Origin of the sequence: Agromyces tardus, from assembly GCF_003710805.1 — a bacterium.
Lineage (GTDB): Bacteria > Actinomycetota > Actinomycetes > Actinomycetales > Microbacteriaceae > Agromyces > Agromyces tardus.
On sequence record NZ_RHHB01000005.1, the window covers coordinates 40747 to 66129 of the forward strand.

The 25383-nt window shown below is 68.8% G+C and carries 27 protein-coding genes; 8 read left to right on the top strand and 19 right to left on the bottom strand.

The annotated features are described in order from the left end of the window. The first annotated feature begins 1 nt into the window (after position 1). From EDM22_RS05000 to EDM22_RS05010, 3 genes are all read left to right on the top strand, one after another. On the top strand, positions 2-946 hold the full coding sequence (locus EDM22_RS05000) for a carbohydrate ABC transporter permease (protein WP_376917762.1): 945 nt from the start codon (positions 2-4) through the stop codon (positions 944-946). Further along, the gene (locus EDM22_RS05005; protein WP_122935973.1) at positions 946-1863 is read left to right on the top strand and encodes a carbohydrate ABC transporter permease; all 918 of its coding nucleotides are present in this window, start codon (positions 946-948) and stop codon (positions 1861-1863) included. The genes EDM22_RS05000 and EDM22_RS05005 overlap by 1 nt, the downstream gene beginning before the upstream one ends. Positions 1864-2110: 247 nt before the next feature. Next, a complete protein-coding gene (locus EDM22_RS05010) occupies positions 2111-3814 on the top strand; it encodes a glycoside hydrolase family 13 protein (RefSeq protein WP_122935974.1) in 1704 nt (567 codons plus the stop codon). An 81-nt stretch (positions 3815-3895) separates the two neighbouring features. On the opposite strand, the gene EDM22_RS05015 is transcribed toward EDM22_RS05010, so the two are convergent. Continuing rightward, a complete protein-coding gene (locus EDM22_RS05015; RefSeq protein WP_122935975.1) occupies positions 3896-4918 on the bottom strand; it encodes a type IV toxin-antitoxin system AbiEi family antitoxin domain-containing protein in 1023 nt (340 codons plus the stop codon). A gap of 286 nt (positions 4919-5204) precedes the next feature. Between EDM22_RS05015 and EDM22_RS05020 the strand changes: the two genes are divergently transcribed. The 3 genes from EDM22_RS05020 to gnd all read left to right on the top strand — a co-directional run bounded on the left by EDM22_RS05020 (position 5205) and on the right by gnd (position 7863). Further along, positions 5205-5693: a YajQ family cyclic di-GMP-binding protein gene (locus tag EDM22_RS05020; protein WP_122935976.1), complete on the top strand. Its 489-nt coding sequence runs from the start codon at positions 5205-5207 to the stop codon at positions 5691-5693. Between the two features lie 5 nt (positions 5694-5698). Continuing rightward, on the top strand, positions 5699-6535 hold the full coding sequence (locus EDM22_RS05025) for an NUDIX domain-containing protein (RefSeq protein ID WP_245989210.1): 837 nt from the start codon (positions 5699-5701) through the stop codon (positions 6533-6535). Positions 6536-6813: 278 nt separating this feature from the next. Beyond that, positions 6814-7863: a phosphogluconate dehydrogenase (NAD(+)-dependent, decarboxylating) gene (gnd, locus tag EDM22_RS05030; RefSeq protein ID WP_122935977.1), complete on the top strand. Its 1050-nt coding sequence runs from the start codon at positions 6814-6816 to the stop codon at positions 7861-7863. Positions 7864-7946: 83 nt separating this feature from the next. Here gnd and EDM22_RS05035 read toward each other — a convergent pair whose 3' ends face one another. The 15 genes from EDM22_RS05035 to EDM22_RS05110 all read right to left on the bottom strand — a co-directional run bounded on the left by EDM22_RS05035 (position 7947) and on the right by EDM22_RS05110 (position 20560). Next, positions 7947-8969, bottom strand: coding sequence for an alpha/beta hydrolase (locus EDM22_RS05035; RefSeq protein ID WP_122935978.1), 1023 nt, complete (start codon positions 8967-8969; stop codon positions 7947-7949). Further along, the gene (locus EDM22_RS05040; RefSeq protein WP_170964025.1) at positions 8966-9364 is read right to left on the bottom strand and encodes a type II toxin-antitoxin system VapC family toxin; all 399 of its coding nucleotides are present in this window, start codon (positions 9362-9364) and stop codon (positions 8966-8968) included. Before EDM22_RS05040 ends, EDM22_RS05035 begins: the two co-directional genes overlap by 4 nt. Beyond that, the gene (locus EDM22_RS05045; protein ID WP_122935980.1) at positions 9361-9627 is read right to left on the bottom strand and encodes a type II toxin-antitoxin system Phd/YefM family antitoxin; all 267 of its coding nucleotides are present in this window, start codon (positions 9625-9627) and stop codon (positions 9361-9363) included. The genes EDM22_RS05040 and EDM22_RS05045 overlap by 4 nt, the downstream gene beginning before the upstream one ends. A 241-nt stretch (positions 9628-9868) precedes the next feature. Further along, complete coding sequence (locus tag EDM22_RS05055; protein WP_122935982.1) at positions 9869-10426, bottom strand: suppressor of fused domain protein; 558 nt, start codon at positions 10424-10426, stop codon at positions 9869-9871. Positions 10427-10514: 88 nt separating this feature from the next. Then, on the bottom strand, positions 10515-10826 hold the full coding sequence (locus EDM22_RS19795; RefSeq protein ID WP_212591893.1) for a hypothetical protein: 312 nt from the start codon (positions 10824-10826) through the stop codon (positions 10515-10517). Positions 10827-10897: 71 nt separating this feature from the next. After that, the gene (locus tag EDM22_RS05065; RefSeq protein WP_122935983.1) at positions 10898-11767 is read right to left on the bottom strand and encodes a type II secretion system F family protein; all 870 of its coding nucleotides are present in this window, start codon (positions 11765-11767) and stop codon (positions 10898-10900) included. A gap of 9 nt (positions 11768-11776) precedes the next feature. Continuing rightward, positions 11777-12703, bottom strand: coding sequence for a type II secretion system F family protein (locus tag EDM22_RS05070; RefSeq protein WP_245989212.1), 927 nt, complete (start codon positions 12701-12703; stop codon positions 11777-11779). Positions 12704-12726: 23 nt separating this feature from the next. After that, entirely contained in the window at positions 12727-14259 is a 1533-nt protein-coding gene (locus EDM22_RS05075; RefSeq protein WP_122935984.1) for a TadA family conjugal transfer-associated ATPase, read from the bottom strand. After that, positions 14256-15524, bottom strand: coding sequence for a CpaE/TadZ family protein (locus EDM22_RS05080; protein ID WP_122935985.1), 1269 nt, complete (start codon positions 15522-15524; stop codon positions 14256-14258). The genes EDM22_RS05075 and EDM22_RS05080 overlap by 4 nt, the downstream gene beginning before the upstream one ends. 77 nt (positions 15525-15601) lie before the next feature. Continuing rightward, the gene (gene cpaB / locus EDM22_RS05085; protein WP_122935986.1) at positions 15602-16354 is read right to left on the bottom strand and encodes a Flp pilus assembly protein CpaB; all 753 of its coding nucleotides are present in this window, start codon (positions 16352-16354) and stop codon (positions 15602-15604) included. Between the two features lie 42 nt (positions 16355-16396). After that, positions 16397-17350: a TadE/TadG family type IV pilus assembly protein gene (locus tag EDM22_RS05090; protein WP_170964026.1), complete on the bottom strand. Its 954-nt coding sequence runs from the start codon at positions 17348-17350 to the stop codon at positions 16397-16399. Beyond that, the gene (locus EDM22_RS05095; protein WP_342768502.1) at positions 17350-17742 is read right to left on the bottom strand and encodes a TadE/TadG family type IV pilus assembly protein; all 393 of its coding nucleotides are present in this window, start codon (positions 17740-17742) and stop codon (positions 17350-17352) included. The genes EDM22_RS05090 and EDM22_RS05095 overlap by 1 nt, the downstream gene beginning before the upstream one ends. 74 nt (positions 17743-17816) lie before the next feature. Further along, positions 17817-17996: a Flp family type IVb pilin gene (locus EDM22_RS05100; protein WP_122935988.1), complete on the bottom strand. Its 180-nt coding sequence runs from the start codon at positions 17994-17996 to the stop codon at positions 17817-17819. 229 nt (positions 17997-18225) lie between these two features. Beyond that, positions 18226-18894 (bottom strand): prepilin peptidase, encoded by a 669-nt coding sequence (locus tag EDM22_RS05105; RefSeq protein WP_138708032.1) that lies wholly within the window; start codon positions 18892-18894, stop codon positions 18226-18228. An 85-nt stretch (positions 18895-18979) separates the two neighbouring features. Then, positions 18980-20560 (bottom strand): cation:proton antiporter, encoded by a 1581-nt coding sequence (locus EDM22_RS05110; protein ID WP_122935990.1) that lies wholly within the window; start codon positions 20558-20560, stop codon positions 18980-18982. A gap of 140 nt (positions 20561-20700) precedes the next feature. Between EDM22_RS05110 and EDM22_RS05115 the strand changes: the two genes are divergently transcribed. Next, on the top strand, positions 20701-21021 hold the full coding sequence (locus EDM22_RS05115) for a hypothetical protein (protein ID WP_122935991.1): 321 nt from the start codon (positions 20701-20703) through the stop codon (positions 21019-21021). Positions 21022-21130: 109 nt separating this feature from the next. Here EDM22_RS05115 and EDM22_RS05120 read toward each other — a convergent pair whose 3' ends face one another. The 3 genes from EDM22_RS05120 to EDM22_RS05130 form a co-directional block, all read right to left on the bottom strand. After that, entirely contained in the window at positions 21131-22510 is a 1380-nt protein-coding gene (locus tag EDM22_RS05120; RefSeq protein ID WP_122935992.1) for an FAD-dependent oxidoreductase, read from the bottom strand. A 34-nt stretch (positions 22511-22544) separates the two neighbouring features. Next, positions 22545-23660 (bottom strand): polyprenyl synthetase family protein, encoded by a 1116-nt coding sequence (locus EDM22_RS05125; protein ID WP_122935993.1) that lies wholly within the window; start codon positions 23658-23660, stop codon positions 22545-22547. 299 nt (positions 23661-23959) lie between these two features. Beyond that, positions 23960-24682 carry a class I SAM-dependent methyltransferase gene (locus EDM22_RS05130; protein ID WP_122935994.1) on the bottom strand — a complete coding sequence of 241 codons (723 nt, stop codon included), beginning with the start codon at positions 24680-24682 and terminating at the stop codon, positions 23960-23962. A 224-nt stretch (positions 24683-24906) separates the two neighbouring features. Here EDM22_RS05130 and EDM22_RS05135 point away from each other — a divergent pair, with 224 nt between their 5' ends. Continuing rightward, positions 24907-25191, top strand: a complete 285-nt coding sequence (locus tag EDM22_RS05135) for a DUF427 domain-containing protein (protein WP_122935995.1) — start codon at positions 24907-24909, stop codon at positions 25189-25191. Positions 25192-25383 lie beyond the last annotated feature (192 nt).

A 25383-nucleotide genomic window follows, 5' to 3' on the forward strand; every position in this document is an offset into this window, starting at 1 on the left:
CATGTCGACGATGACGGAGACCAGGGCGGTCACGACCGCCGGGCCGCAGCGCGGCTCGCGGCGATCGGGGGCGGGCGGCGGCGTGCGCGAGAAGCGCGCCATGCCCGCCTACTACTGGATGGTGTGGCCGGCGCTCGCGCTGTTCGCCTTCTTCCACACCCTTCCGGTGCTCGCGGGCGTGTTCTTCAGCTTCACCAACTACGCGGGCTTCGGCACGTGGGAGTTCGTGGGACTGTCGAACTACCAGAACCTGTTCCGCGACGACCGCGTGCTCGCCGCTTATGGGTTCTCGTTCGGATTCGCGATCGTCGCGACGATCCTCACCAACGTGATCTCGCTCGCCATCGCCCTCGGGCTCAACGCGAAGATCGTGGCGCGCAACACGTTCCGCGGCATCTTCTTCGTGCCGTACGTGATCGCGATCCTGGTGATCGGGTACGTGTTCCAGTTCCTCTTCTCGAACTCGCTCCCGAAGATCCTTCCGGGCATCCCGGTGATCGCCGACAACATGCTCTCGAACCCCGACTGGGCGTGGGTGCCGATCGTGATCCTCGCCGTGTGGCAGGCGAGTGCGTTCGCGATCATCATCTACCTCTCGGGCCTGCAGACCATCCCGCAGGAGCTGTACGAGGCGGCATCCATCGACGGCGCGAAGCCCTGGCGGATGTTCCGCTCGATCACGTTCCCGCTCATCAGCGCCTTCTTCACGATCAACATGGTGCTGAGCCTCAAGGGCTTCCTGCAGGTCTTCGACCACATCGTGGCGCTGACCAACGGCGGGCCCGGCACGGCCACCGAGTCGATCACGCTGCTCATCTACAAGGGCGGCTTCACGGGCGGCGAGTTCGCCTACCAGACCGCGAACGCGGTGATCTTCGTGATCGTCATCACCGTGGTGTCGCTCTTCCAGTTCCGAGTACTGCAGCGTCGAGAGGCGGACTTCTGATGACCACCGTGACGAACACGGCAGCGCAGGTCACCGCGCTCGCCGAGAACGAAGAGGAGGCACCCGTCAAGCGGCGGTGGCGCACTCCGTCGGATGACACGCGCAAGACGAACTGGTGGGCCACGGCGCTCATCGCGGTCTGCTCGCTCACCGTGCTGATCCCGCTCTGGCTCGCGGTCATGGTCGCGCTGAAGACGCCCGACCAGCTCGCGACCGGCACCGGCTTCGAGCTGCCGACCACGATCCGGTGGGAGAACTTCGCCGACGCGTGGACCCGCACGAACTTCCCGCAGGCGCTGCTCAACACGGCGCTCATCACGGTCGGGGCGGTGGCCTTCACGCTCCTGACGAACTCGATCGTGGCGTACGCCATCGCGCGCAACCTGCACCGGCGCTTCTTCAAGAGCGCGTACTTCTACCTGCTCGCGGCGCTGTTCATCCCCTTCCCGATCATCATGCTGCCGCTCGTGAAGCAGACGGCGGTGCTGGGCCTCGACAACCAGGTCGGCATGATCATCCTGTACACGGTGTTCGGCCTGTCACTCAACGTGTTCATCTACACGGCCTACATCCGCTCGATCCCGATCGAGCTCGAGGAGGCGGCCCGCGTCGACGGGGCGAGCACGTGGCGGGTGTTCTGGTCGGTCATCTTCCCGCTGCTCGGGCCGATGAACGCCACGGTCGGCATCCTCACCTGCGTGTGGGCGTGGAACGACTTCATCCTGCCGCTCGTGATCCTGAGCGACCCGGGCGACCGCACCCTGCAGCTCGCGCAGTACGTGTTCCAGGGCCAGTTCAACACCGACTACACCGTGGCGTTCGCGTCGTACCTCATGGCGATGGCGCCGCTCCTGCTGATCTACGTGTTCTCGCAGCGCTGGGTCATCTCGGGCGTCACGCGAGGTTCGATCAAGTAACCCGAGTAGTGTGCACGGATGCCGCGGGGCCCCCGTCGGTCGAGGAGCGCGAAGCGCGCATCGAGACCCCCGCCCGCCGGTCGAGTAGCGCGAAGCGCGTATCGAGACCCCCCTCCGCCGGTCGAGTAGCGCGAAGCGCGTATCGAGACCCCCGAGCCCCGCGGCATCCGCAAGCCCATCGACTCCCGGCCACGAGCCGACCAGACTGACACCAGGCCAACCGACCACCGGAAGGACGCACCACCGCATGACCTCCCCCCGCCCGACCACCCTCGACGCCGGCACCGTGCTCGCGAACGACCCCGACTGGTGGCGGCAGGCCGCCGTCTACCAGATCTACCCGCGCAGCTTCGCCGACGCGAACGGCGACGGCATCGGCGACCTGCGGGGCATCACCTCGCGGATCCCCTACCTCGTGGAGCTCGGCGTCGACGCGGTCTGGCTCTCGCCGTTCTACCCGTCGGCGCTCGCCGACGGCGGCTACGACGTCGACGACTACCGCGACGTCGACCCCAAGATCGGCACGCTCGCCGAGTTCGACGAGATGATCGCGGCGTTGCACGCCGCCGGCATCCGTCTGATCGCCGACATCGTGCCGAACCACTCGTCGAACCGGCACGAGTGGTTCCGCGAGGCGCTCGCGTCGCCCCGCGGATCGGCCGCGCGCGACCGCTACATCTTCCGCGACGGCGAGGGGCCCGATGGCGCGCAGCCGCCGAGCGACTGGCAGTCGATCTTCGGCGGGCCCGCCTGGGAGCCCGTCGGCGACGGTCAGTTCTACCTGCACCTGTTCGCTCCCGAGCAGCCCGACCTCAACTGGGCGAATCGCGAGGTACGCGACGACTTCCTGAAGACCCTGCGCTTCTGGTCGGATCGCGGCGTCGACGGATTCCGCGTCGACGTGGCCCACGCGCTCGCGAAGGACCTCACCTACCCGCTGCGCTCGCACGCCGAGCTCGAGGCCACGAAGCTCGCCACCGACGGCTCGCACCCGCTGTGGGACCGCGAGGAGCTCGACGACATCTACGCCGAATGGCGTGCGGTGTTCGACGAGTACGACCCGCCCCGCATCGCCGTCGCCGAGGCGTGGGTGGAGCCCACCCGCCGCCACCGGTACGCCGCGCCCACGAGCCTCGGCCAGGCGTTCAACTTCGACCTGCTGCGCGCGAACTTCGACGCGGGCGAGTTCCACGAGATCGTCGACCGCAACATGGTGTTCGCGGGCGAGACGGGCTCGTCGAACACGTGGGTCTTCTCCAACCACGACGTCGTGCGCCACGCGACGCGCTACGGCCTGCCCGCCGACCACAGCGGCGAGGGCGACGTGGGCAAGCAGTGGCTGCTCGCGGGCGGCGACCCCGCAGCGGTCGACCTCGAACTCGGGCTGCGGCGCGCGCGGGCGGCCACGCTCTTCCTGCTCGCCCTTCCGGGCAGCGCGTACCTGTACCAGGGCGAGGAGCTCGGCCTGCCCGAGGTCGCCGAGATCCCCGACGCGTCACGGCAGGATCCGACGTTCTTCCGCAACCACGGCGTCGAGGTCGGGCGCGACGGATGCCGCGTGCCGCTCCCCTGGGTCGCGGGCGCCCCGTCGTTCGGCTTCGGGCCCACGGATGCCGCGCACCTGCCGCAGCCGGCGTGGTTCTCGTCGTACGCGGTCGACGTGCAGGACGCCGACCCCGACTCGACGCTCAACCTGTACCGCCGAGCGCTCGCGCTGCGCCACGAGCTGCAGGGCACCGAGAAGCTGTCGTGGGTCACCCTCCCGACCGAGACGCCCGACGTGCTCGCATTCCAGCGCCCCGGCGGCTGGATCGTGGTGACGAACTTCGGCGACGCGACCGCGACGCTGCCCCTCGAGCTCACGAACCTCGAGCTGCTCGTCTCGAGCGTGCCGGGCGGCCTCACCGCCGCGGGCGAGCTCCCCGCCGCCGCCACGGTCTGGCTGCGCTGACCCGCTGGCCCGCCCTTTTCGCATGGGAGTGAGGTTTCTGCGCCAGAGGTCCAGTGGCTCGTGGCCTCCTCCGCAGAAACCTCACTCCCCCGCGTTGGCGCGCAGAGCGAAACGATCGGATGCCACGAGCAGACGCCTCGGTCGCCGCACGACCGGGAGGCCCGCCCGGCGGAGCCGCCGGTCGATCGGCCTGCGCGCCCACATCTCGTTCCAGTCCCACCGGGTGAAGGCGCGGATGAGCCGGCGGATCTCATCCTCCCGCTCCTTCTCCTTCATCACCGTGTCGATCGCCACCTCGACGTCCCCGCTGCCGCGGTACTTGCCTCGCCCGTCGGCTTCCGCGCCGATGTCGTACTCGGGCCAGCCGAAGTCGAGGTACGCCCGACGGCCGAGCTCTGGCAGCCAGAGTTCGCGCTGAAGCTCTGGCGGCGGGAAGCCGAGCTCCTCGATGACGAGCCGGCTCGCGGTCTCCAGCGGAGTCTCGGCGAGGTGCGTGGCACGTCGCAGCACCTCGTCCGTGCGGCGACTGCCGGGATACGGCTTCAACCGTTCGTGCTCCTCGACGAGTCGGTCGATGGTGGTGAGCGGGGGCGGGGCGCGGAACGTACGCCCGGCATGCAACGCGGCATCCACCGCAGTCAGTGCCGCACCGAGCGAGGCATGTCGACAGAGCTGGATGAGGGTGAATTCCACGGATGTCACGGCGAAGCCACCGACGTGCCGAATGTGCGTGTCGGTGGTGCGCGCGACGGAGATGACGCCGGGTCGCCTGTTCCCGTTGGAATCGCGCGACATCACGTAGACCGAATCGGGCCACCGGCCGAGCACCGGCAGCTCGAGCAGCGCTGCCGCGGAGTAGCTCGTGAACACAGGACGGTCGAGCGATTGCGCCGCGGCCCGCACGAGGGCGCGGTAACGAAGCGCGTCATTCTCGGGCGGTGTCATCGCGCCGTCGTCGGGTCGCGGCGCCGAGTACACCCCTCGCCGCACACGCTGCAACCGCCCGCTCTGCACCGCCGCGTAGAGCTCGGCCTCGCGCCCGGCTTCGCGCATGTCTCGCGCGAGCACGAACCCTTGGGTGGTGGTCGGAAGCTCGGAACGCATAGTCGACTGTGGCGCGGCGACCGGGAGGCATCCGCTCGCCGGCTGCGGCGCATGGCTTCACGCCCGAGCATCGCGCTGTCGAGGACGAGTCGCGCTCGCCTCGGCGGGGCGGGCAGCACCGCGCCGCGCACGCCGGAGTGACGTTTCTGCGTGGGAGGGCCGTTGGCTCAACCACTCCAGCGCAGAAACCTCACTCCCGCGCGCAGACCGAGCGGGGGCCCGCGGGCGGGGGGCGGAGGCGGCGCAGGCAGGCGAGGACGGAAGCCCGCTCAGTAGACTGGCCCGCATGGCAGATGCAACCTTCGACATCGTGAGCAAGGTCGACAAGATGGAGGCCGACAACGCCGTCAACCAGGCGCGCAAGGAGGTCGAGCAGCGCTACGACTTCAAGAACGTGGGCGCGTCGGTCGAGTGGTCGGGCGAGAAGGTGCTCCTCAAGGCGAACACCGAGGAGCGCGTGAAGGCGGTGCTCGAGGTGCTCGAGTCCAAGTTCATCAAGCGCGGCATCACGCTGCGCTCGCTCGACGAGGGTGAGCCGTTCGCGTCGGGCAAGGAGTTCCGCATCGAGGTGGGCCTCAAGAACGGCATCGACAGCGACAACGCGAAGAAGATCTCGAAGATCATCCGCGACGAGGCGCCCAAGTCGGTCAAGTCGCAGATCCAGGGCGACGAGCTGCGCGTCTCCTCCAAGAGCCGCGACGACCTGCAGGCGACCATGGCGCTGCTCAAGGGCAAGGACCTCGACGTGGCCCTCCAGTTCGTCAACTTCCGCTGATCGGCGTGGCCGACAGCGGCAGCAACAATGGCGACGGCGAGCGGATGCCTCCGGCTGACGCCGACCACCGCGACGCGACGGGCGTCGCCGGCACCGACGGCGAGCGGATGCCTCCGGCTGACGCCGACAACGCCGCCGCACGTGGCGCGGTCGACGACTCCGCGCAGGCACCGCAGCGCGTGCCTCAGCCGGGCGTCGACGTGCCCGACCGCCGCGGACGCACCGGACTCGATCGCGTAGGGCGCGACCTCGACCGCAACCCGCGCGTGCGGGTGCGCGACGTGCGCGTGCTCACCTCGAACTGGTACGTGACGCGGGCGACCACGTTCGACTTCCAGCACGCCGACGGCCGGTGGACCACCGAGGAGCGCGAAACCTACGACCGCGGCGACGGCGCCACGATCCTGCTGTACGACGCCGAGCGGCGCACGGTGCTGCTCACGCGGCAGTTCCGCTTCCCCGTGTACGTGAACGAGCATCCCGACGGCATGTTCATCGAGACCGCGGCGGGACTGCTCGACGAGGACGACCCCGAGACCGCGATCCGTCGCGAGGCCGAGGAGGAGACCGGGCACACCGTGGGCGAGGTGCAGCACGTGTTCGACGTGTACATGAGCCCGGGCTCGGTCACCGAGAAGCTGCACTTCTTCGCGGCGCCCTACGGCGGCGGCACCCGCTCGAGCGCCGGCGGCGGGCTCGCCGACGAGGGCGAGGACATCGAGGTGCTCGAGCTCGCCTTCGACGACGCCCTCGACCGCATCGGCCGCGACATCGTCGACGCCAAGACGATCATGCTGCTGCAGTGGGCGGCGCTGCGCGGGCCGTTCGCGCCGACGGCGTAGCGGCGCGAAGCCCGCGGCATCCGACACGGCGGCCCAGGTCTGAGCGGGTGCCACGCGGCACGCCGAGCCCGCGGCATCCGACACGGGGGCCCGAGCTGAGCGGATGCCGCTCAGCGCGCCGAGCCCGCGGCATCCTGCGATGCCAAGCCTGCGGCATCCGACGAACGCACACCCACCACCGCTGGCGGAACCCCGTGCGGCGACGCCCCAGTCTTCCTAGACTGCGCGTGGACCGCGCCGACCGGGAGACACCGGGTCGCCGCCGAAAGGGGAACGCGATGCAACTGGGAATGGTGGGGCTCGGCCGGATGGGGGCGAACATCGTCCGACGGCTGATGCGCGACGGGCACGAGTGCGTGGTGTTCGACGTGAATCCGGATGCCGTCGCCGCCCTCGCGGCCGAGGGGGCGACCGGCGCCGACAGCATCGACGACCTCGCGGCGAAGCTGCGCGGGCCGCGCGCGGTGTGGCTCATGGTCCCCGCGGGACTCACCGGCGGCGTCGTCGACCAGGTCGCGGCGGTGCTCGAACCCGGCGACATGATCATCGACGGCGGCAACTCGAACTACCGCGACGACGTGCGGCGCGCGGCCGCGCTGCAGGACCGTGGCATCCACTTCCTCGATGTGGGAACGAGCGGCGGCGTGTTCGGCCTCGAGCGCGGATACTGCCTCATGATCGGCGGACCCGACGAGGCGTTCGCGGCGCTGGAACCGATCTTCCGCACGATCGCGCCCGGCGCAGGCGACCTCACGCGCACGCCCGGCCGCGAGGGCGATCTCGCGGCCGAGGAGCTCGGGTACCTGCACTGCGGCCCCTCGGGCGCCGGCCACTTCGTGAAGATGGTGCACAACGGCATCGAGTACGGCATCATGGCGGCCCTGGCCGAGGGCATGAACATCCTCGAGAACGCGGATGCCGGGATGCGCGAGGCCGAGCATTCGGCCGAGATCGCGCCGCTCGGCGAGCCCGAGTTCTACCGGTTCACGATCGACACGCCCAAGGTCGCCGAGCTCTGGCGGCGCGGGTCGGTGATCTCCTCGTGGCTGCTCGATCTGACCGCCGCGGGGCTGCAGCAGAATCCCACGCTCGATGGCCTCGCCGGACGGGTCTCGGACTCGGGCGAGGGCCGCTGGACGGTGAAGGCCGCCGTCGACATCGGCGTGCCAGTGCCGGTGCTCGCGGCATCCCTCTTCGAGCGCTTCGCGTCCCGAGACGAGGACCGCTACGCGAACCAGCTGCTGTCGGCGATGCGACTGCAGTTCGGCGGCCACCAGGAGCTGCCGACCGGCGACGTGCTCGAGGCGGGCGCGCGCAAGGCCGAGTAACCGGGAGAAGGGGTCACCGGGTGACGGGCGTAACCCGTCAGTCGCGCCGCTCCGAGCGCGGGCGGGCGGGCGGCCGGGCGCGTTCAGCGCGGTGCGTACCCCTCGAGCCAGTGCGTGATGGCGGCGTACGCCGCCGCCCGCGCCGGCTCCCGCGACAGGAACACGTCGTGCAGGGCGCCATCGATGCGCGCGACCGCGACTTCCGGCGCGAGGCGCAGCGACCGTGCGGCGATGTCGTCGACGACGAGCACGATGTCGCTCGTGAGCATCGCGGCATCCCACCGAGGCAGCATCGTGGACCGCGCCGACAGGAGGGACAGCACCGGCGCGCCCACGTCGATGCCCTTGGCGACGGTGGCGTGCCCGGCGAGGATCGCGGTGAGCCATGCGGGGTGGATCGGGAACCCCCGGTCGGGTCGCCAGCCGTGATCGAACTCCCACTCGCCGTCCTGGTCCTTCGAGACCGAGCGCGAGTAGAAGCCGAGGTCGACATTGGGCAGCGGCCCCATCGGGTTGATCCGCGCGCGGAAGCCGATGACGGGCGCGATGGCCTCGCGTCCGATGCCGCTCAGCTGGAACTCCAGCCACGGGCTGTTGAGCACGAGCGCCGCCGCCCGCCCGGGGTTGCGCGCCGCCCAGAGGCTCAGCGTGAGGCCGCCCGTGGAGTGGCCGAGCAGGATGAGCGGTCGTGTGCGGCCGGGGCCCGCAGCATCCGCCCGGCCCTGCCCCATCGCGGTGAGCGCCGCCTCGATGTCGGCGTCGTAGGCGGCGAGGTCGGTGACGTAGCCGGGGGTCTGCCCGGGGCGCAGGCTGCGCCCGTACTTGCGCAGGTCGAGCGCGAAGAAGCGGGCGCCGGCGCCGCTCCAGTAGGCGGCGAGCTCGGGGTTGAAGAAGTAGTCGCTCCACCCGTGCACGTAGAGCACGTCGGTTCCGGATGCCGCGCCGCGCTCGCTCTGCCACGGCCACCGGAATCGCGATGCCGCGTTCGGCCGGTGCCGCACGAGCGTCGCGACCACCTCACCCTCGTCGTCGACCCCCAGCGGAAGCTCGAGCTGCTCGAACCCCTCACCGAGCACGTCGGGGCGCCAGCCGTCGCCGTCAGTCATGATGCGGTGTCGATGATGTCGATGGCGAGGCCATGGGATGCTGCGGCGAGACGTCGGTCGTTGGTCCAGAGCGCGTCGCATCCCGCGAGCTGAGCAGCCGCGAGGTGGAGTGCATCGGGCGTGCGGACGCCCGTGCGAGCTCGCAATTCGGCGGCCCGGATGAAGTGCCGCAGTTCGAGTTCGATCAGCTCGAAGTGCTCGAACGACCGCATGTAGTGGTCGTGCAGCGCCAGGTCGTCGGCACGGAGTGGACCCACCAGGCACTCCTGAACGACGAGCGGGCTGATCGCGACGACCTCGTCACCAGCCTCGGCGAGCCGCGCCCGCACGCGATCGCCGCGATCGCTGCGGTCTTCGACCGCGTAGATCACGATGCAGCTGTCGAGGTAGATCACTCGAGGGGCTCGTCCCACCCCGCCCGCTCCTGCGCGATCTGCAGGTCGACCGCGCCGATCGGCCTCGCACCGACAGCGGGCACCTCGTTGGCGAGCGCCCACTCCGCGAACGACGACGCGGTGCGCCCGGGCTGAGCACCGATCGGCACGATCTTCGCGACCGCCCGGCCCCGCCGCGCGATGACCACCTCACCTCCGTGCTCGGCGATCGCGATCAGCCGGGACAGGTTGTTGCGCGCGTCGAGCACGTTGACCGTTTCCATGCAGACCTCCCGATACGATTCTAGCCAGCTTTGCTAGCCACGTACAGGGCATGGGGCGAGGTATCGCCCAGCACGCTGGACACCCTGATGACACGCTCCCGGCCCACGCGGTGAGCGCCGCCTCCACGGCGTCTCTCCTCTTTCGCCTCGGCATCGAGCAACGCTTGATATGGGTTCGGGCGGCGCTGCCGCTGGCCGCGCCTAACGACGAATTGCCTGACAGGCGCTCAGATGACCACTCCTAAGCCACCGCCTCCCGGTGGACGTCGTGGGGATCCCAGTCGCGATTCCAGAAAGTCTCGAGTCCGTGCTTATTGATGAAGCGGCGCTCTCCGTCATGGATCGGGTAGAGCCCTGTGATGTTGACAGGAAGTTCCTCCCCAACGTCGATGCCCGTGTAGTCGGCTCGATCCAGGACCGGGGGCGCGGAGATCAGGAACGCGGTCATCACTGACTCCGTTGCGATTCGTTCGCCGAAGTTGATCGTGTCTCCGTGGTGAAACGGGTTGTGCCGCCGCTGTGTTTCGGCGAGGTGCCCCATCGCCAGCGGCCAGTTCAGATCGTTGGATCGGACGCTGATGCACAGTTCCGGTCTGCCCAGGCGCCACTCGGGGTGTTCGGCCAGGCTCAGCCCGTAGGTGACGCCGGTGATCATTCCCGCCTCCGGGAGGTCGTCCCACACGATGACGGTCAGTCCCTTGAGCCCGGGCTTCGTCGACTCGAGCGGAAAGAAGCGCGGCTCGATCCCGCCGCTCAGTTTGTCGAGATGGTCGAGGAATCGTTCGGCGCGGGTGGGCACATGCTTAGTCTGCCGCGAGATCAACGGCGAGGGTGCCCGTGCCGCCAGCGCGCGTTCACCGGTTCGTTCAGCCAAAGCGTGATGGCTCTCAATACGGCGCCACCGAGGTAGACGATGGCAACTTTCTCGTAGCGCGGGCGCCGGCGCCGCTCCAGAATGCGGCGAGCTCGGGGTTGAAGAAGTAGTCGCTCCACCCGTGCACGTAGAGCACGTCGGTTCCGGATGCCGCGCCGCGCTCGCTCTGCCACGGCCACCGGAATCGCGACGCCGCGTTCGGCCGGTGCCGCACGAGCGTCGCGACCACCTCACCCTCGTCGTCGACCCCCAGCGGAAGCTCGAGCTGCTCGAACCCCTCACCGAGCACGTCGGGGCGCCAGCCGTCGCCGTCGTCGCCGCTCATGCCACCTCGCCCGGTCCGCTGGGATCCAGCCCAGGCAACGGACGCCGCGGGGCGGGCGAGGCTTTTCGAACTCAGGAGAAGGCGCCGACGATGCCGAGCACGGCGGGGAAGAGCAGCACGATGAAGAGCACGGGGAGGATGGCGAACACGAGCGGGAAGACCACCTTGATCGGCACCTTCATCGCGGATTCCTCCGCCCGCTGCCGCCGACGTACACGCATCTCGCCGGCCTGAACCCGCAGTACATCTGCGACCGCGATACCGTACCGGTCTGCTTGCTGGACGGCACGAATGAACCGCTTGAGGTCGTCGCAATCGGTGCGGGCGAGCAGCGCGGAGTAGGCGTCACTGCGCGAGCGGCCGATGGACATGTCCTGGAGTGTTCGGACTAGTTCCTCGGACAGCGGCCCGCGGCTACCTTGAGCCGCCTTGGCCATCGCCGCCTCGAAACCGAGGCCGGCCTCGACCGCGATGGTCATCTGGTCGAGGGTGTCGGGGAGGGCGAGCAGGATCGCCTTCTGACGATCATCCGCCCGACTGCTCAGGATGACTTCGGGCACGACGAAGAGCAGAACGGCGAAGGCCACACCGAGGACCTTGGGGAAGATGCCCGCGCCGAACACCAGGGCGCCGACCACGATGACGACCACGACGATCGTAACGACCAGCCGCACGATGAGGAATCCGCCCACCGTCCAGTCGCCCGCCTTTCCAGCGAAGATGATCTTGCGCTGCACCCAGCCGGTGTAACCGCTGGGCATCACGGCCGCGAGTGACTGGGAGAACGTCGCGCGCTCGACGCGCTCTCGCTCGGCCTCGCTCGGCGGCGCGACGACTGCGACTACGTCCGATTTCGACGGAATCGCCGCGAACACGAGGTACACGAGCAGTCCGACCCCGAAGACGAGCCCGAGGATCGCGGCGTAGGCGATGATGGTCATTTCTCCGCCCTAGAACTTCACTCGAACGGCGAAGAACATCCACACCGTGCCGACGATCATGAGGATGACCGCGGCAGCCAGCGCCAGCCAGCCGAGGAACGACTCGAAGAACGGCGCGAGGTACCCCGGCTGCAGGAACGACACCAGGATGAACACCGCGATCGGAAGGGAGATGAGGATGATCGCCGATAGACGCCCCTCGGCGCTCAGCGCTTTCACCTGACGGCGGATCTGGTTGCGCTCTCGAATCGTTGCAGCGGTGCGCTCGAGCGTCTCGGCCAGGTTGCCGCCGGTCTCCCGATTGATGGCGATCGCCTGCGCAGCCCAGTTGAAGTCGTCGGATCTCATGCGCTCGGCGGTACTCGCAAGAGCTACGCCCAGGTCACGCCCGATCCGCGACTCGTTCACGATCCGCGTGAACTCTTCTGACGTCGGAGGGTCGGCGAATCGCGCGACGGAATCGATGGCCTGCGTCAGCCCGTGGCCGGCGCGCAGGTTTCCCGACACCAACTGGAGGGTGTCATCGAGTTGGTCTGAGAATCTCGCCCGCCGATTGCTGGTCCTCACGTTGAGGAAGATGTTCGCGAAGAGCGGCGCAAGAGCGGCGAGGATCACCGCCCAGAAGAGCGACCACCAGGAACCGAAGCCGATCGCGACGCCGATCACTGCAAGCACCGCGCCGGACGCGAACACGACCAAGACGAACGCGGAGGGAGTCATTCGAACCCCTGCGAGCTCGAGGCGTTCCTCGCCGAAGGTGCGCTGGTCCCGTCGCGACATGGCCGACTCGATCGTCGCCACGGTCTTGTCCGTGGCCTTCGTGAGCGCGGAGACATACTCCGTGCCCGGCGCGATCCGTCGCTCGACCGACACTCGCTTGACGGGCGGCGAGATGACCAGGAACACCAATGCGAGCAGCGCGAGGAGCGCGAGCACGATCCCGAGCGCGAACGGGAGAGTCACCGGATCTCCCCCAAGAGGTAGTCCTCCCGCGGCCGGTACTGGAAGATGCTCGACGGAATATCGATACCGAGATCGATGAACTGGTCCACGAAACGCGGCCGCACGCCGGTCGGCACTGCGTGCCCTCTGAACCGACCGTCAGCGTCCACGCCGGCGCCGTAGTCGAACGCGAAGGCGTCCTGCATGGTGATGATCTCGCCCTCCATGCCCTGCACCTCCGTGATACTCACGACACGGCGAGTGCCGTCGCGAAGACGCGAGATCTGCACGATGATGTCGATCGCCGAGGCGATCTGCTCCCGGATCGCGCGAAGCGGCAAGTCCATACCCGCCATGAGCACGAGGGTCTCGAGGCGGGCGAGCGCGTCACGCGGCGAGTTCGCGTGAATCGTCGAAATCGAGCCCTCATGACCCGTGTTCATCGCTTGGAGCATGTCGAGGCTCTCGCCTCCGCGGACCTCGCCGATCACGATGCGGTCGGGCCGCATACGCAGCGAATTGCGAACGAGGTCGCGGATCGCGATCTCTCCACGACCCTCGATGTTCGCCGGCCTCGACTCGAGACGCACCACATGGGACTGCTGGAGCTGAAGCTCGACAGCATCTTCGATGGTGATAATGCGTTCGTCATTCGGGATGAACGCCGACAGTACATTGAGCAGCGTCGTCTTACCGGTGCCGGTTCCACCCGAGACCAGGATGTTGAGCTTCGCTCGCACCGCGGCGTCGAGGAGGGTCGACATCTCGCGCGTGAGCGTGTCGAAGCCGATGAGGTCGTCGACCGTCAGGGGTGTGCGTGAGAACTTTCGGATGGTGAGCGATGATCCGTCCACCGCGAGCGGAGGAATGATCGCGTTCACGCGGGATCCGTCAGCGAGACGCGCATCGACGAGGGGCGAGGACTCGTCGATGCGACGTCCGACCCTAGACACGATGCGCTCGATCACGCGGCGGAGCTGGGCCTCACTCGTGAACTTGCTGCGCGACTCGTACAGCTTGCCCAGGCGCTCGACATAGATCTGGTCGAATCGGTTCACCATGATCTCGGTGACCGCTTCGTCGTCGAGCAGCGGTTCGAGGGGACCGAATCCGAGGACGTCTGCACCGATCTCGGTGATGAGGCGGTTGCGCTCAGCGCTCGTGAGCGCGACCTGCTCCGACTCGACGATGAAGCTCAGTTCTTCGCGCGCGAGCGCATGCAACTGCTCCTCGGTGAGCGTCGCGTCGTTCAGCCGTGAACCGATCCGGCGGAAGAGCTCTTGCGCTGCCCGCTCCTTCAGCTCCACAAGTGCATCGGAGACAGGTGCCTGCTCAGGGGTGCCTGCCAATGCGGCCCAGGTGCTCGTGTGCTGCTCCGCCGCGACGGGGGTCTCGGCGGCCGGCTCGAGTGTCTCCGTCACCTCCGGGCCCTGGGTCGGAACCTGGCCGTCGACGATGGGCAGTTCGGGACCGGGGTCGTATCCCGTTTCGGTGAGACCGGGTGCTCGATGCACGCCCTTGGCGCGCTCGAGGCGATCGCTCAAGCTCATGAGGCCCTCGCTTTCCTGTGGATGCGCTTCCGGGTGGGAACCGCAGTGGGATCGATGCGCTGGACGACCATACGGAGCGCCTTCGCCGCCGGATCGCGCACGTCGTGATGGATCATCGGTGTGCCCTCGTTCGACGCCACGACGACCGCCGTCGACCGGGGGATCTCCACGTCGATCTTCGCGCCCAGGATCGTCTCGGCATCCTTCCTAAGGATGCCCGTGTTCTTCTCGACGAAGTTCAGCACGATATGGCGGTTCGTCGGAACGAGGCCGAGCGTGACAAGGAGCTCGAACTCCTTGCGGAGGGCGCGCAGGCTCGGAACGGTCATGTTCGTGACGAAGACCCCGTCGGTCGCCTGCTCGAGGGCCGCCAGCGTGTGATCCCCGAGGCCCGGAGTGGTGTCGACGATCACGTAACGGAACATAGTGGCGAGCCGCTTCAGCAGCTCGCCGAGCGCGTCACCGCTGATCGAATCCGCGAGCTCGGGGGACGGCGGCGCCGCGATGACGAAGAAGTCATCTTCGTGATGGGCGAAGAGGGCCTTCAGCGCGACCTCATCATTGCCCGCGTGGACCACGTCGGCCAGTGAGTACGGGGCCTTCAACTCGAGGGCGTTCACGATGTCGCCGAACTGCACATCGGCGTCGACGAGCACGACGGAGTTCGGTTCCACCTCTGCCAGCCCGGCTGCAAGATTGATTGCGGTCGTCGTCTTGCCCTGACCGCCCTTCGGGGCGGCAACCACGATGACCTCGGTGCGGATGCCCTCCTCGATGGGCGGGAGGATCCATTCGGGTTCCAGGGGCTCGGGCTCGGGCTCGACCTCGGGCTCGGGGACCTCTTCGTCGGCCTCGGCCGCCTCGGGGGCCGACTCCCGTTCGAACTGGGGGTTCAGCAGCGCAAGGAGCTCCGGATCCCCCGTGTCGAGGGCCTCCTCCTCATCGTCGCCAAGTCCCTGGTCGGGCAGGCGGCCGGAGGCGGTAAGCCAGCCGTCTAGTCGGTCGATGAGCGCCTCGGAGGTCGCATCGCTCGCCTCGGGACTCAGCACCGCATGGATCTCGATGCCGTCGACCCAATCCTCGAGGTCGGAACGCTGCTCGCGCACGACGATGAGGCCGATACCGGGGAACCGCTCGGAGAGTTCATCGCTCAGCGCTCGGGTCTCCTCGAAGCTGAGCAGCGGACCGAGGAGGGCGATGCGCGGTCGATCATCGACACGGTCGACGACCGCCTTCGCCCCGAACGTGACATATTCCCCCGGCACGATCTGCAGCCGGGCTCGCAGAAGCCTACGGAGACGCGTTTCGTACTCCGCACTGCGACTGACGAGCAGGAAGCGGGTCACTGGTAGATGTTCCCCCCGTCGCGGGACGTCGAGCCGGATTGGTCTGCGGATTCGGGCTCGAGCGTGAGCCAGATACCGCCGTAACCGTCCTCCTGCTGTTCCGCGCCGTAGACGATCTTCTCGACCTGGGGTGTCGTCACGGCCAAGGTCACCATGATGGTGTCCACCGGCTGCACGTCGCCGTTCTCGGTCGAATCGGTCGGCAGGAACGTGCTTCCCGGGGCCACCCGGGTGACGAGCAGGCGGTGGTAGATGAACTGGGTCACCGCGACCGCCGTGTCCTTCGCTCGCGTGTCAGTGTTCGTGCTGTACACGATCCCGACGGTGTCACCGGGCTTCACGACGCCTCCGACGACGCGCGCCACCGAGAGTGGAACGGTCACCTCCTGCGTGCCGGGGGGCAGCTCGACCTCGCCGTTCGCGAGCAGGTCCTGCGGGTCGGAGAAGCGCGCGGTGATGAGCTGCTCACCGGGAACGAGATCCGCGTTGGTGACGAGTCCCTCGAGGGTGCTCAGGTCGGTGACGATGTCGGGCTGGATGGCGATCGCGGGGAGTTCATCCACTTCGAGGAAGTCGGCGATGGCCTCACCAGGGGTGCCCTCGGGTACATCCGTCTTCACGACGTAGACCTTCTGGAATTCGGCCCCGTCGGCAGCGCGCTTATCGGCGCCCTGCACGTAGAAGAAGAGCACGACCCCGCCCGCGACAGCGAGGAGGACCGCGACGATTGCACCGATGACGCGAATCACACGAGCGCCTTTCTGTAGGGAGTGCGGACGGCGACGCCGTGCTCAGGAGGTACGGAGCGTCAGTCGGACGATCTTTGCACCGAGATCACTACCCGGTCCGAGTTCAAAGGCGTCACTCACAGAGACGAACTTCATGAAGTAACCCTGGATGCCACGGCACGCGCCGTTGCACCGAGGTGCGGCCGAATCCGTATAGGCGTTTGAGCCGCTGATCTTGAATCCCGTGATCTTGAACGCGGCAAACTTCGCAATGTGGAACTTGACGTTGGTCCCCGAACCCACGAAATCGTCGTAGATCGGAATGAAAACCGTCTGGCCCACAAGCGTCGCCATGTAGCTATCCGTGCACCCGGTGCCGGTATTGCTGTTGCCCGTCTTGCTATCCACCCAGGGGTCGTTCACATCGATATAGATCGAACAATCGAGTGAGGGAAGCCATCCGAATCCGCCTGGGGCAAACGCGCCAGGGCATGTGCGTCGCGTGCCGGTGTTGTACTCGACGAGGATCTTGGTCGGGTTGGCGACCCCTTCTTGCGGCGGATGGTCGGCAAACTCGCAATATCCGATCGCGAGAGCAAGGGCGTTTCCCCGGACTGGTACACCCCACTCGGCCGAACCAGTCGCATGCACCACTGTGGAATCCGCTACGCCGGGCAAGATCGATGCAAGTGGGTGCCGGACTCCGAGATCCTCAGTATTGGTGGTGACCGTGACCAAGTTGTCGTCGGGAAAAGTAATGGAGTCGATGTCGGCGACTCCATCGAGTGCGTTACTGCCAGCGAGTCCTTGAGGATCGGAAGCCGAACAGGTCGCGGCGCCGTTTGCACACGCGATAGCGACCTCCAGCGCGACCGAGTCGGCGCCATTCTGCAGCTGTGCCTTTTCGGCGTAGAGCGCGCCGACATCCACGGCGAAGCCACCGGCACCGACAAGCGGGATGAGGAGCAGGCCGAACAGCACGGCGCTTGCGCCCCGCTCGCGACGAAAGCGTCGCATCAACCTCCGCATGGCATGGCCGCCTCTCCGCGCAATGGCAATGTCGCCCCGAACCACCCGGTGATGAGTGACGAGGTGTAGTCGATCCGGACGGACATCGTTCCGCCGGCCGTGCAGGCGGCGGGCGAGAAGGAGACCTGGCCACCGCTGATGAGGGGGTTGAGTCCGGGCGCGGCATTGATCGCCGCCGTGACCGCTTGCCCCTGGTTGTTCCCGATCGCCATGACGCGCGCCGCCGATCGCGCGGCACTCGTCAATGAGATCTGCTCGTTGTAGAGCCTGCTGAACTCGATGACGCCGAAGACGAGCAACAGCATCACCGGGATGATCAAGGCGAACTCTACCGCTGCAGCACCGCGTTCCGATCGTCGTCCAGATCGTCGTCGCATCATGATGTCCTCACCAACGACGCGACGGTCCTCGGTGCACACACCGAGGACCGTGCCCGCGTATTGGGCCGCTCAGATCAGAGCGCGCCGGCGATCTGGTTGAAGTTGGCTGCGAGGGCGACGCCGAGAGCGGTGAGGCCACCGATGATGACGACGGCGATGAGCGCGATGATGAGGCCGTACTCGGCGGCGTTGCCGTCCTCGTCGACGCGGAGGGAGTTGAGGCGGGCCTGCGCGCCGGTGATGAGCTTGAGCATGTCGGGTTGTCCTTACGTGTTCGGGCGCCCGGGCGGCGATGCCGACCCCGGCAATAGGTAATTGAGACCGCCCGGCAAGAGACGGTCACCTGAAGCTATCGGGGGACAGATGCATTGGCATATGCCCCATTTCGGGGGATCCCTCGGATTGGGGGTGGCTCGAGACTCGATCGATATGCATCGGTAACATTTCGGAGGGAGCCCTCCGTTAGAGTCGCCGATTCGGGGCTCAGAATGCCACCGGCCCCAGCCACAGCACCGCAGCCAGCGCCCCCACCAGCATCGAGGGCCCGAACGGGATCGACCCCCGAAGGGTGACACGGCGCAGCGCGAGCGCGATGATCGCGATGATGCCGCCGACCACGAACGCGCCCAGCAGCCCGATGAGCCAGGTCGCGAGTCCGAACCAGCCGAGCACGAGCCCCACGAGCGCCGCGAGCTTCACGTCGCCCATGCCCATCGCCGACGGCGAGATGAGCGCCAGCAGGAAGTAGACCGCGAACATCGTCACGCCGCCGCCGAACGCCCAGAGCAGCGACATCCACTCGCCCGTCGCGGCTGCCGCGACCACGAGCAGCACGCCCACCGCGATGAGCGCGGGCACGATCACGGCGTTCGGCAGCCGCTTCTCAGCGAGGTCGACGATCGAGAGCACCACGGATGCCGCGGCGAATACGAGCAGAGCAGGCAGCACCCAGTCCGACCCGAACCGCCAGGCGAGCGCGCCGAAGGCGACGGCGGTGCACGACGCCGACCAGAGCCGCACGGTGCGCTGCTGCATCCGCAGGCCCTCGTCGGTGCGCAGCGACCGGCGCGTCCACTGCGCGAGCGGCCACCAGCCGAGCGCCGCCCCCACCAGGATCGCGACGATGATGACCAGGACGGGGGCGAGCGGCATGATGTGCAGCGTATCGGTTCGCGCGACCGACTCCGTTCGCGCGGTCAGGCCCCGGGCGAGCACGGGTCGGCCCGAACTCGCGCGCTCACGCCCCGTCCTTCTTCGGGTCGCCCGCGCGCAGCGTGATCTCCTCGGCGTCGATCGCCCGCAGCACCGCGCGCACCGCCATGTCGGAGTAGCGGCCCTCGGAGCGGGCGGCGAGCACCGCGTCGCGCTCCGACTCGATCATGCGCCGGCGCAGCCGCGTGTAGGCCGCGAGCGTGGGCTCGGACTCGTCCCCGACGGGGTGCTCGATGGAGTCCGTGATGAGCGTCGCGTTCGCGCGCAGCCGGGCGATGACGCGCTCCTCGTCGACGTCGGTGCGCTCCCGTTCGAGCCGCTCGAGGCCGGCGCTCTGCGCCTCGGACATGAGCATGCGCCACTCGGCGCGCTCCTGGTCGAGGCTCGGCGGCGGCAGCTTCAGCAAGCGAACCAGGCGCGGCAGGCCCGCCGCCCCGATGAGGGTCGCCACCACGACGACGAACGCGAGGAACTGCAGGAACTCGCGCGCGGGCGTCTCGGGCGGCAGGAGGAAGACCGCCGCGAGCGTCACCACCCCGCGGGCGCCCGCCGCCGACACCACGATGCCGTTGCGCCAGCTCCAGGAGCGCTCGCGCAGGCGCTGCGGCCCCCGCCGGTAGATCAGCGTGGCGAGCATCACGAACGCGAGCCGCGTGGCCACGAGCACCGCGACGATCGCCACGCAGATGCCGATGGTCGGCCACAGGCCCGGCGCGGTCGAGACGGCGCCCATGACGATGCCCGCCAGGTTGAGCCCGATGAAGAGGAACACGGCGTTCTCGAGCAGGAACGACACGGTGCGCCAGTTCACGCGCTCGGCGATGCGGGCATCGGCCGACTGCACCACCGGCGACCGGTAGCCGAGGTAGAGGCCCGCGATCACGACCGCGAGCACGCCCGATCCGAGCAGCGCCTCCGAGACGATGAACGCGAGGTACGGCGTCACCAGGGCGAGGCTCGTGTCGAGCACGGGGCTGCGCACGACCCGACGGATGCCGCCCATGACGAACCCCGTCGCGAGCCCCGCCGCGACGCCCACGGCCACCGCGAGCACGAACTCGCCCGCCACCTGCCACGGATCCACCACGGCGACGATCGCGAGGATCGCGGCGTTGAGGGCGACGAGCGCCGTCGCGTCGTTGAGCAGGCTCTCGCCCTCGAGCACGGTCACGACCCGGCGGGGCAGCGGGACGCCGCCCGTCACCGCGGTCACGGCCACGGCATCCGTCGGCGCGACCACCGCCGCGAAGGCGAACCCGGCGGCGAGCGTGATGCCGGGGATGAGCCAGAACGAGGCGAAGCCGCCCACGACGACAGTGACGACCACGAGCCCCACCGAGAGCACGAGGATGCTGTCGCGCCGGGCGCGCACGTCGACGATCGAGGTGCGCAGCGACGCCGCGAACAGCAGCGGCGGCAGCACGCCCCACAGCACGAGCTCGGGCTGCACTTCGACCTGCGGCACGCCCGGCATGAAGGAGGCGACACCGCCCACGGTCACGAGCGCCACGGGAGCCGACCAGCCGACCCGGCGGGAGAGTCCGGTGACGGCCACCGTGACGACGACGAAGACGACGACCCAGACCACGAACGCTTGGGGTTCCACGAGCCTCCCTCCGAGCGGATGCCACGTGGCATCCGGCGCGCGGCATCCGGCGACCGCTCAAGCCAGCGTGCCGTGAGCCGCGCCCCACGGCAAGGCGCCCGCGTATGCTCTCACCAACGCGAACGGGACGGAGCCGGACCATGGACGAAGTGGAAGCCACCTACGCTGCGGTGACGCGGGAGCTGCTGCTCGACGCCGACGTCGACGTCGACCAGACGCCCGACGGCCTGCTCGTGCACGGCCGGCTGTTCGCGTTCCTCGACGGCGTCGACCTCGTGGTGGAGCTGCCCGAGGCGCGATCGGCCGACCTGCGCCGGCGCGGCATCGTCGTGCCGTTCTCGGGCGACTCCGGCGGCCCCAGCCGCAACTGGGTGCGCGTCGCCGACCGCGAGCTGTGGTCCGAGCTCGCGCGCGAGGCGCACGAGTTCGTGGGCGAGCCGGCGGTGGGGCGGGAGTCGTAGGTCTCGATACGCTCGCTGGCGCTCGCTACTCGACCGGCGGGTGAGGCTTCGAGAGGGCGGCGGGTCTCGATACGGCGCTGCGCGCCTACTCGACCGGCGGTGGCGGAGCCTAGACCTCGCCGCGGGAGACGTCGACCATCTCGTCGCGGGGCACGACCTTGATGCGGGCGCGGCCCTCGGCGTGGCCGAGCGCCTGCTCGTGCTCGTCGAGACGGTGCCAGCCGTCGAGGTCGGTCCAGAGGATGCCGCGCGACTCGAGCAACTCGATCACGGACTCCTCCGACGGCGACTCGGGCCGCCACCAGTTGCCGAGGTCGTTGATGACGTGCTTGATCGTCTCCATGGCGTCGGACTTGGTGTGGCCGATGAGGCCCACCGGGCCGCGCTTGATCCAGCCCGTGGCGTACACGCCGTACATCTGGCGCGTGTCGCCCGACTCCTTGTCGCGGATGAGCACCTGGCCCTCGTGGTTCGGGATGACGCCGAACTTCTTGTCGAACGGGATGCCCGGCAGCGGCGAGCCGAAGTAGCCCACCGCGCGGTAGACCGCCTGCACGGGCAGCTCGCGGATCTCGCCGGTGCCGACGACGCCGCCCTCGCCGTCGGGCGCGGTGCGCTCCCAGCGGATCGCCCCCACCTTGCCGGTTCCGTCGTCGACGATCTCGAGCGGCTTCGCGAAGAAGTGCAGGTGCAGGCGCCGCGACGCCTGGCCGACCTCGCGCTTGCGCCACTGCTGCAGCACCTTGTCGATGACGAAGACCTGCTTGTTGCCCGACACGGCGGCGCGCGCGGCGTCGTCGTAGTCGAAGTCCTCGTCGTAGACGATCATGTCGACGTCGCGCAGCTCGCCGAGCTCGCGCAGCTCGAGGGGCGTGAACTTCACGGAGGTCGGGCCGCGACGGCCGAATACGTGCACGTCGGTGACGGGCGAGGCGGCGAGCCCCTCGGCGACGTTCGCCGGGATCTCGGTGCTCATGAGGTCTTCCACGTGCTTGGCGAGGATGCGGGACACGTCGAGCGCCACGTTGCCGTTGCCGATGACCGCGACCTCCTTGGCCGTGAGCGGCCACGTGCGCGGGAAGTCGGGGTGCCCGTCGAACCAGCTCACGAACTCCGCGGCGCCGTACGACCCGTCGAGGTCGGCGCCCGGGATGTTCAGCGACGCATCGCGCACCGCACCCGTGGCGAAGATCACCGCGTTGTAGTGCTTCTTCAGGTCGTCGAGGCTGATGTCCTCGCCGAAGCGCACGTTCCCGAAGATGCGGATGTCGCCGCGGTCGAGCACCTCTCGCAGGGCGGTGATGATGCCCTTGATGCGGGGGTGGTCGGGCGCGACGCCGTAGCGCACGAGTCCGTAGGGGGCGGGGAGGTGATCGAACAGGTCGATCGACACGTCGAAGTTCCGCTCCGCCTTGAGCAGGATGTCGGCGGCGTAGATTCCGGCCGGCCCGGCGCCCACGATGGCCAGGCGCAACTTGTTCCTCGTCACCAGCAACGTCCTCCTGTAGTCGAATCGAACGCGTTCAACTCGAACGCTCCACGATGGTGTCGGCGAAGCGGGTCAGTGCCTTCTTCACGCTGCCCTCGGGCACCGGCGCGAGCGCGGCGACGGCGTCGCGCGCCCAGCGGTGGGCCTCAGCGAGCGTAGCGCGCGTCGCCTCGTGCTCGCGAAGCTCGGCGACGACGGCGTCGACGGCCGCGCGCGACGGCACGATGCGCGACGCGAGCGTGTTCGTGTCGAGCGGGTCGCCGGCATCGGCGGCCGAGGTCGGCAGCACGTCGCGGCGGATCCGCTCGAGCAGCGCGGCCGACGCGGCATCCGTCTTCGCCAGCTCTTCGAGGCGCAGCAGCGGCAGCGTCACGACGCCCGCGCGCAGGTCGGTGCCCGGGACCTTGCCGGTCTCCTCGGGCTGCGGCGACAGGTCGATGACGTCGTCGATGAGCTGGAACGCCACGCCGATGCGCTCGCCGAACTCGATGATGGGCGGCTCGAGCGCGGAGTCGGCGTTCGAGAAGATGATGCCCGCCTGCGCGGCGGCGGCGATGAGCGAACCGGTCTTGTCGGCGAGCACCTGGATGTAGTGCTCGATCGGGTCCTCGTCGTCGCGCGGCCCGACGGTCTCGTTGAGCTGGCCGAGCACGAGGCGCTCGAAGGTGTTCGCCTGCAGGCGGATCGCCCGCTCGCCGAGCTGCGCCATGAGCTGGCTCGCGCGGGCGAACAGCAGGTCGCCCGTGAGGATCGCGACGGAGTTGCCCCACACGGTCTGCGCGCTCGGCACGCCGCGCCGGCGCTCGGACTCGTCCATGACGTCGTCGTGGTAGAGCGAGCCGAGGTGCGTGATCTCGATCGCCTCGGCCGCGGTGACCACGTCGTCGACGGCACCGTCGCCGAGCTGCGCGGTGAGGAGCGTGAGCATGGGGCGCACGCGCTTGCCGCCTGCCTCGAGCAGGTAGCGGCCCGAGACATCCGCGATGGAATCCGCGAACCGCACCTCGCGGATGAGGCCCGCCTCGACGCGGTCGATGCCGTCGTCGATGGCCCGCGCCATCGCCCGGTCGGCCGACGAGGCGAAGACGCGTTCGCTGAGGCCCAGATTGGCCGCGAGCGCCGAACCTCGACGCGGATGGCTCGGATTCACGTGCCCGAGTCTATCGAGAGCGAGCCGGGCGGATGCTGCGAGGCTGGTGAATGCGCTCTGCCGGTCGAGTAGCGCGAAGCGCGTATCGAGACCCACCCGCCGGTCGAGTAGCGCGCAGCGCGTATCGAGACCCACCCGCCGGTCGAGTAGCGCGCAGCGCGTATCGAGACCCACCCGTCGGTCGAGTAGCGCGCAGCGCGTATCGAGACCCGTCGCGCGTACCCGGGTCTCGATACGGCGCTGGCGCGCCTACTCGACCGGCGGAGCGGCGCGCCTACTCGACCGGCGGAGCGGCGCGCCTACTCGACCGGCGCGGGGGCGGCGGGCTTGCGGCCGCGATGCAGCGCGACGACCCCCATGGTGAGGTTGCGCCACGCGACATCCGTGTAGCCCGCCTCGCGGATCCACGTCGCGAGGGTGGGCTGGTCGGGCCACGCGCTGATCGACTCGTTGAGGTAGTCGTAGGCGTCGTCGTTCGAGCTCGAGAGCTTCACGAGCGGCGGCATCACGTAGCGGCCGTAGAAGTCGTAGCCGGCGCGCACGAACCCGGCGGGCGGGTGCGAGAACTCGCACACGACGAGCCGGCCTCCGGGCTTGGTGACCCTCAGGAACTCGGCGAGCGCCCGCTTGGGCTCGTTCACGTTGCGCAGGCCGAAGGAGATGGTGACGGCGTCGAACTCGTCGTCGCCGAACGGCAGCTTCGTGGCATCCGCCTCGACGAAGACCAGGTTGTTGACGTGCGCCTGGCGGCGGCGGCCGACCTCGATCATGCCCGGCGAGAAGTCGGCGGCGACCACGCTCGCGCCCGACTTGGCGAGGCTCGCGCTCGAGGTGCCGGTGCCCGCGGCGACGTCGAGGATGCGCTCGCCCGGCTTCGGGTCGACGGCGCGCGTCGTGGCGACGCGCCAGAGGGGGGCGTTGCCCACCGAGAGCACGTTGTTCGTGCGGTCGTAGCGGGCGGCGACCCGGTCGAACATGGCCGACACCTGCGAGGGATCCTTGCCGAGGTCTGCGCGCGTCATCCCTCGAGTCTACGGTCGGGCGCCGGGCGCATCCTGAGCGCTGCCGGGCGGATGCCGCGGGGTCGCCGCCGCGGCGTCGAGACACCGCCGCGACGCCACGCGCGAGCCCGGGAACCTGAGCGAACGCCGTGCATTTCCATGCACGGGAATGCAATATCCGGCCACCCGGTTGTCGCACGTGGAGATCGAAGCGGCCCCTGCGCCGCGCGACCGAGAGGAATGACATGAAGGCAATCTGGAACGGTGCGGTGATCGCGGAGTCCGACGACACGGTGGTCGTCGAGGGCAACCACTACTTCCCCCGCGAGGCGATCGACGAGCGGTACTTCGCCTCGAGCGACAACCACAGCGTCTGCCACTGGAAGGGCACCGCGGACTACTTCCACGTCGAGGTCGACGGCAAGCGCAACCCGAACGCGGCCTGGTTCTACCCGACCCCGTCGGCTGCGGCATCCGAGATCAAGGACCACGTGGCGTTCTGGCGTGGCGTCGAGGTCGTCGAGGCATAGTCGCCTCCGCCGGTCGAGTGGGCGAAGCCCGTATCGAGACCCGCAGGCGCCCGCCCGCCGGTCGAGTAGGGCGAAGCCCGTATCGAGACCCGCAGGCGCCCGCCCGCCGGTCGAGTAGGGCGAAGCCCGTATCGAGACCCGCAGGCGCCCGCCGGTCGAGTAGGGCGAAGCCCGTATCGAGACCCGCAGGCG

Excerpts from the sequence above, each read along its gene's own strand:
- EDM22_RS05090 (WP_170964026.1), bottom strand. The coding sequence starts at position 17,350 with ATGCGACGCTTTCGTCGCGAGCGGGGCGCAAGCGCCGTGCTGTTCGGC.
- EDM22_RS05130 (WP_122935994.1), bottom strand. The coding sequence starts at position 24,682 with ATGACGCGCGCAGACCTCGGCAAGGATCCCTCGCAGGTGTCGGCCATG.
- EDM22_RS05065 (WP_122935983.1), bottom strand. The coding sequence starts at position 11,767 with ATGACCATCATCGCCTACGCCGCGATCCTCGGGCTCGTCTTCGGGGTC.
- EDM22_RS05020 (WP_122935976.1), top strand. The coding sequence starts at position 5,205 with ATGGCAGATGCAACCTTCGACATCGTGAGCAAGGTCGACAAGATGGAG.
- EDM22_RS05005 (WP_122935973.1), top strand. The coding sequence starts at position 946 with ATGACCACCGTGACGAACACGGCAGCGCAGGTCACCGCGCTCGCCGAG.
- EDM22_RS05000 (WP_376917762.1), top strand. The coding sequence starts at position 2 with ATGTCGACGATGACGGAGACCAGGGCGGTCACGACCGCCGGGCCGCAG.
- EDM22_RS05105 (WP_138708032.1), bottom strand. The coding sequence starts at position 18,894 with ATGCCGCTCGCCCCCGTCCTGGTCATCATCGTCGCGATCCTGGTGGGG.
- EDM22_RS05135 (WP_122935995.1), top strand. The coding sequence starts at position 24,907 with ATGAAGGCAATCTGGAACGGTGCGGTGATCGCGGAGTCCGACGACACG.
- EDM22_RS05045 (WP_122935980.1), bottom strand. The coding sequence starts at position 9,627 with ATGGAAACGGTCAACGTGCTCGACGCGCGCAACAACCTGTCCCGGCTG.
- EDM22_RS05115 (WP_122935991.1), top strand. The coding sequence starts at position 20,701 with ATGGACGAAGTGGAAGCCACCTACGCTGCGGTGACGCGGGAGCTGCTG.
- EDM22_RS05035 (WP_122935978.1), bottom strand. The coding sequence starts at position 8,969 with ATGACTGACGGCGACGGCTGGCGCCCCGACGTGCTCGGTGAGGGGTTC.
- gnd (WP_122935977.1), top strand. The coding sequence starts at position 6,814 with ATGCAACTGGGAATGGTGGGGCTCGGCCGGATGGGGGCGAACATCGTC.
- EDM22_RS05015 (WP_122935975.1), bottom strand. The coding sequence starts at position 4,918 with ATGCGTTCCGAGCTTCCGACCACCACCCAAGGGTTCGTGCTCGCGCGA.
- EDM22_RS05075 (WP_122935984.1), bottom strand. The coding sequence starts at position 14,259 with ATGAGCTTGAGCGATCGCCTCGAGCGCGCCAAGGGCGTGCATCGAGCA.
- EDM22_RS05100 (WP_122935988.1), bottom strand. The coding sequence starts at position 17,996 with ATGCTCAAGCTCATCACCGGCGCGCAGGCCCGCCTCAACTCCCTCCGC.
- EDM22_RS19795 (WP_212591893.1), bottom strand. The coding sequence starts at position 10,826 with ATGAGCGGCGACGACGGCGACGGCTGGCGCCCCGACGTGCTCGGTGAG.
- EDM22_RS05010 (WP_122935974.1), top strand. The coding sequence starts at position 2,111 with ATGACCTCCCCCCGCCCGACCACCCTCGACGCCGGCACCGTGCTCGCG.
- EDM22_RS05095 (WP_342768502.1), bottom strand. The coding sequence starts at position 17,742 with ATGATGCGACGACGATCTGGACGACGATCGGAACGCGGTGCTGCAGCG.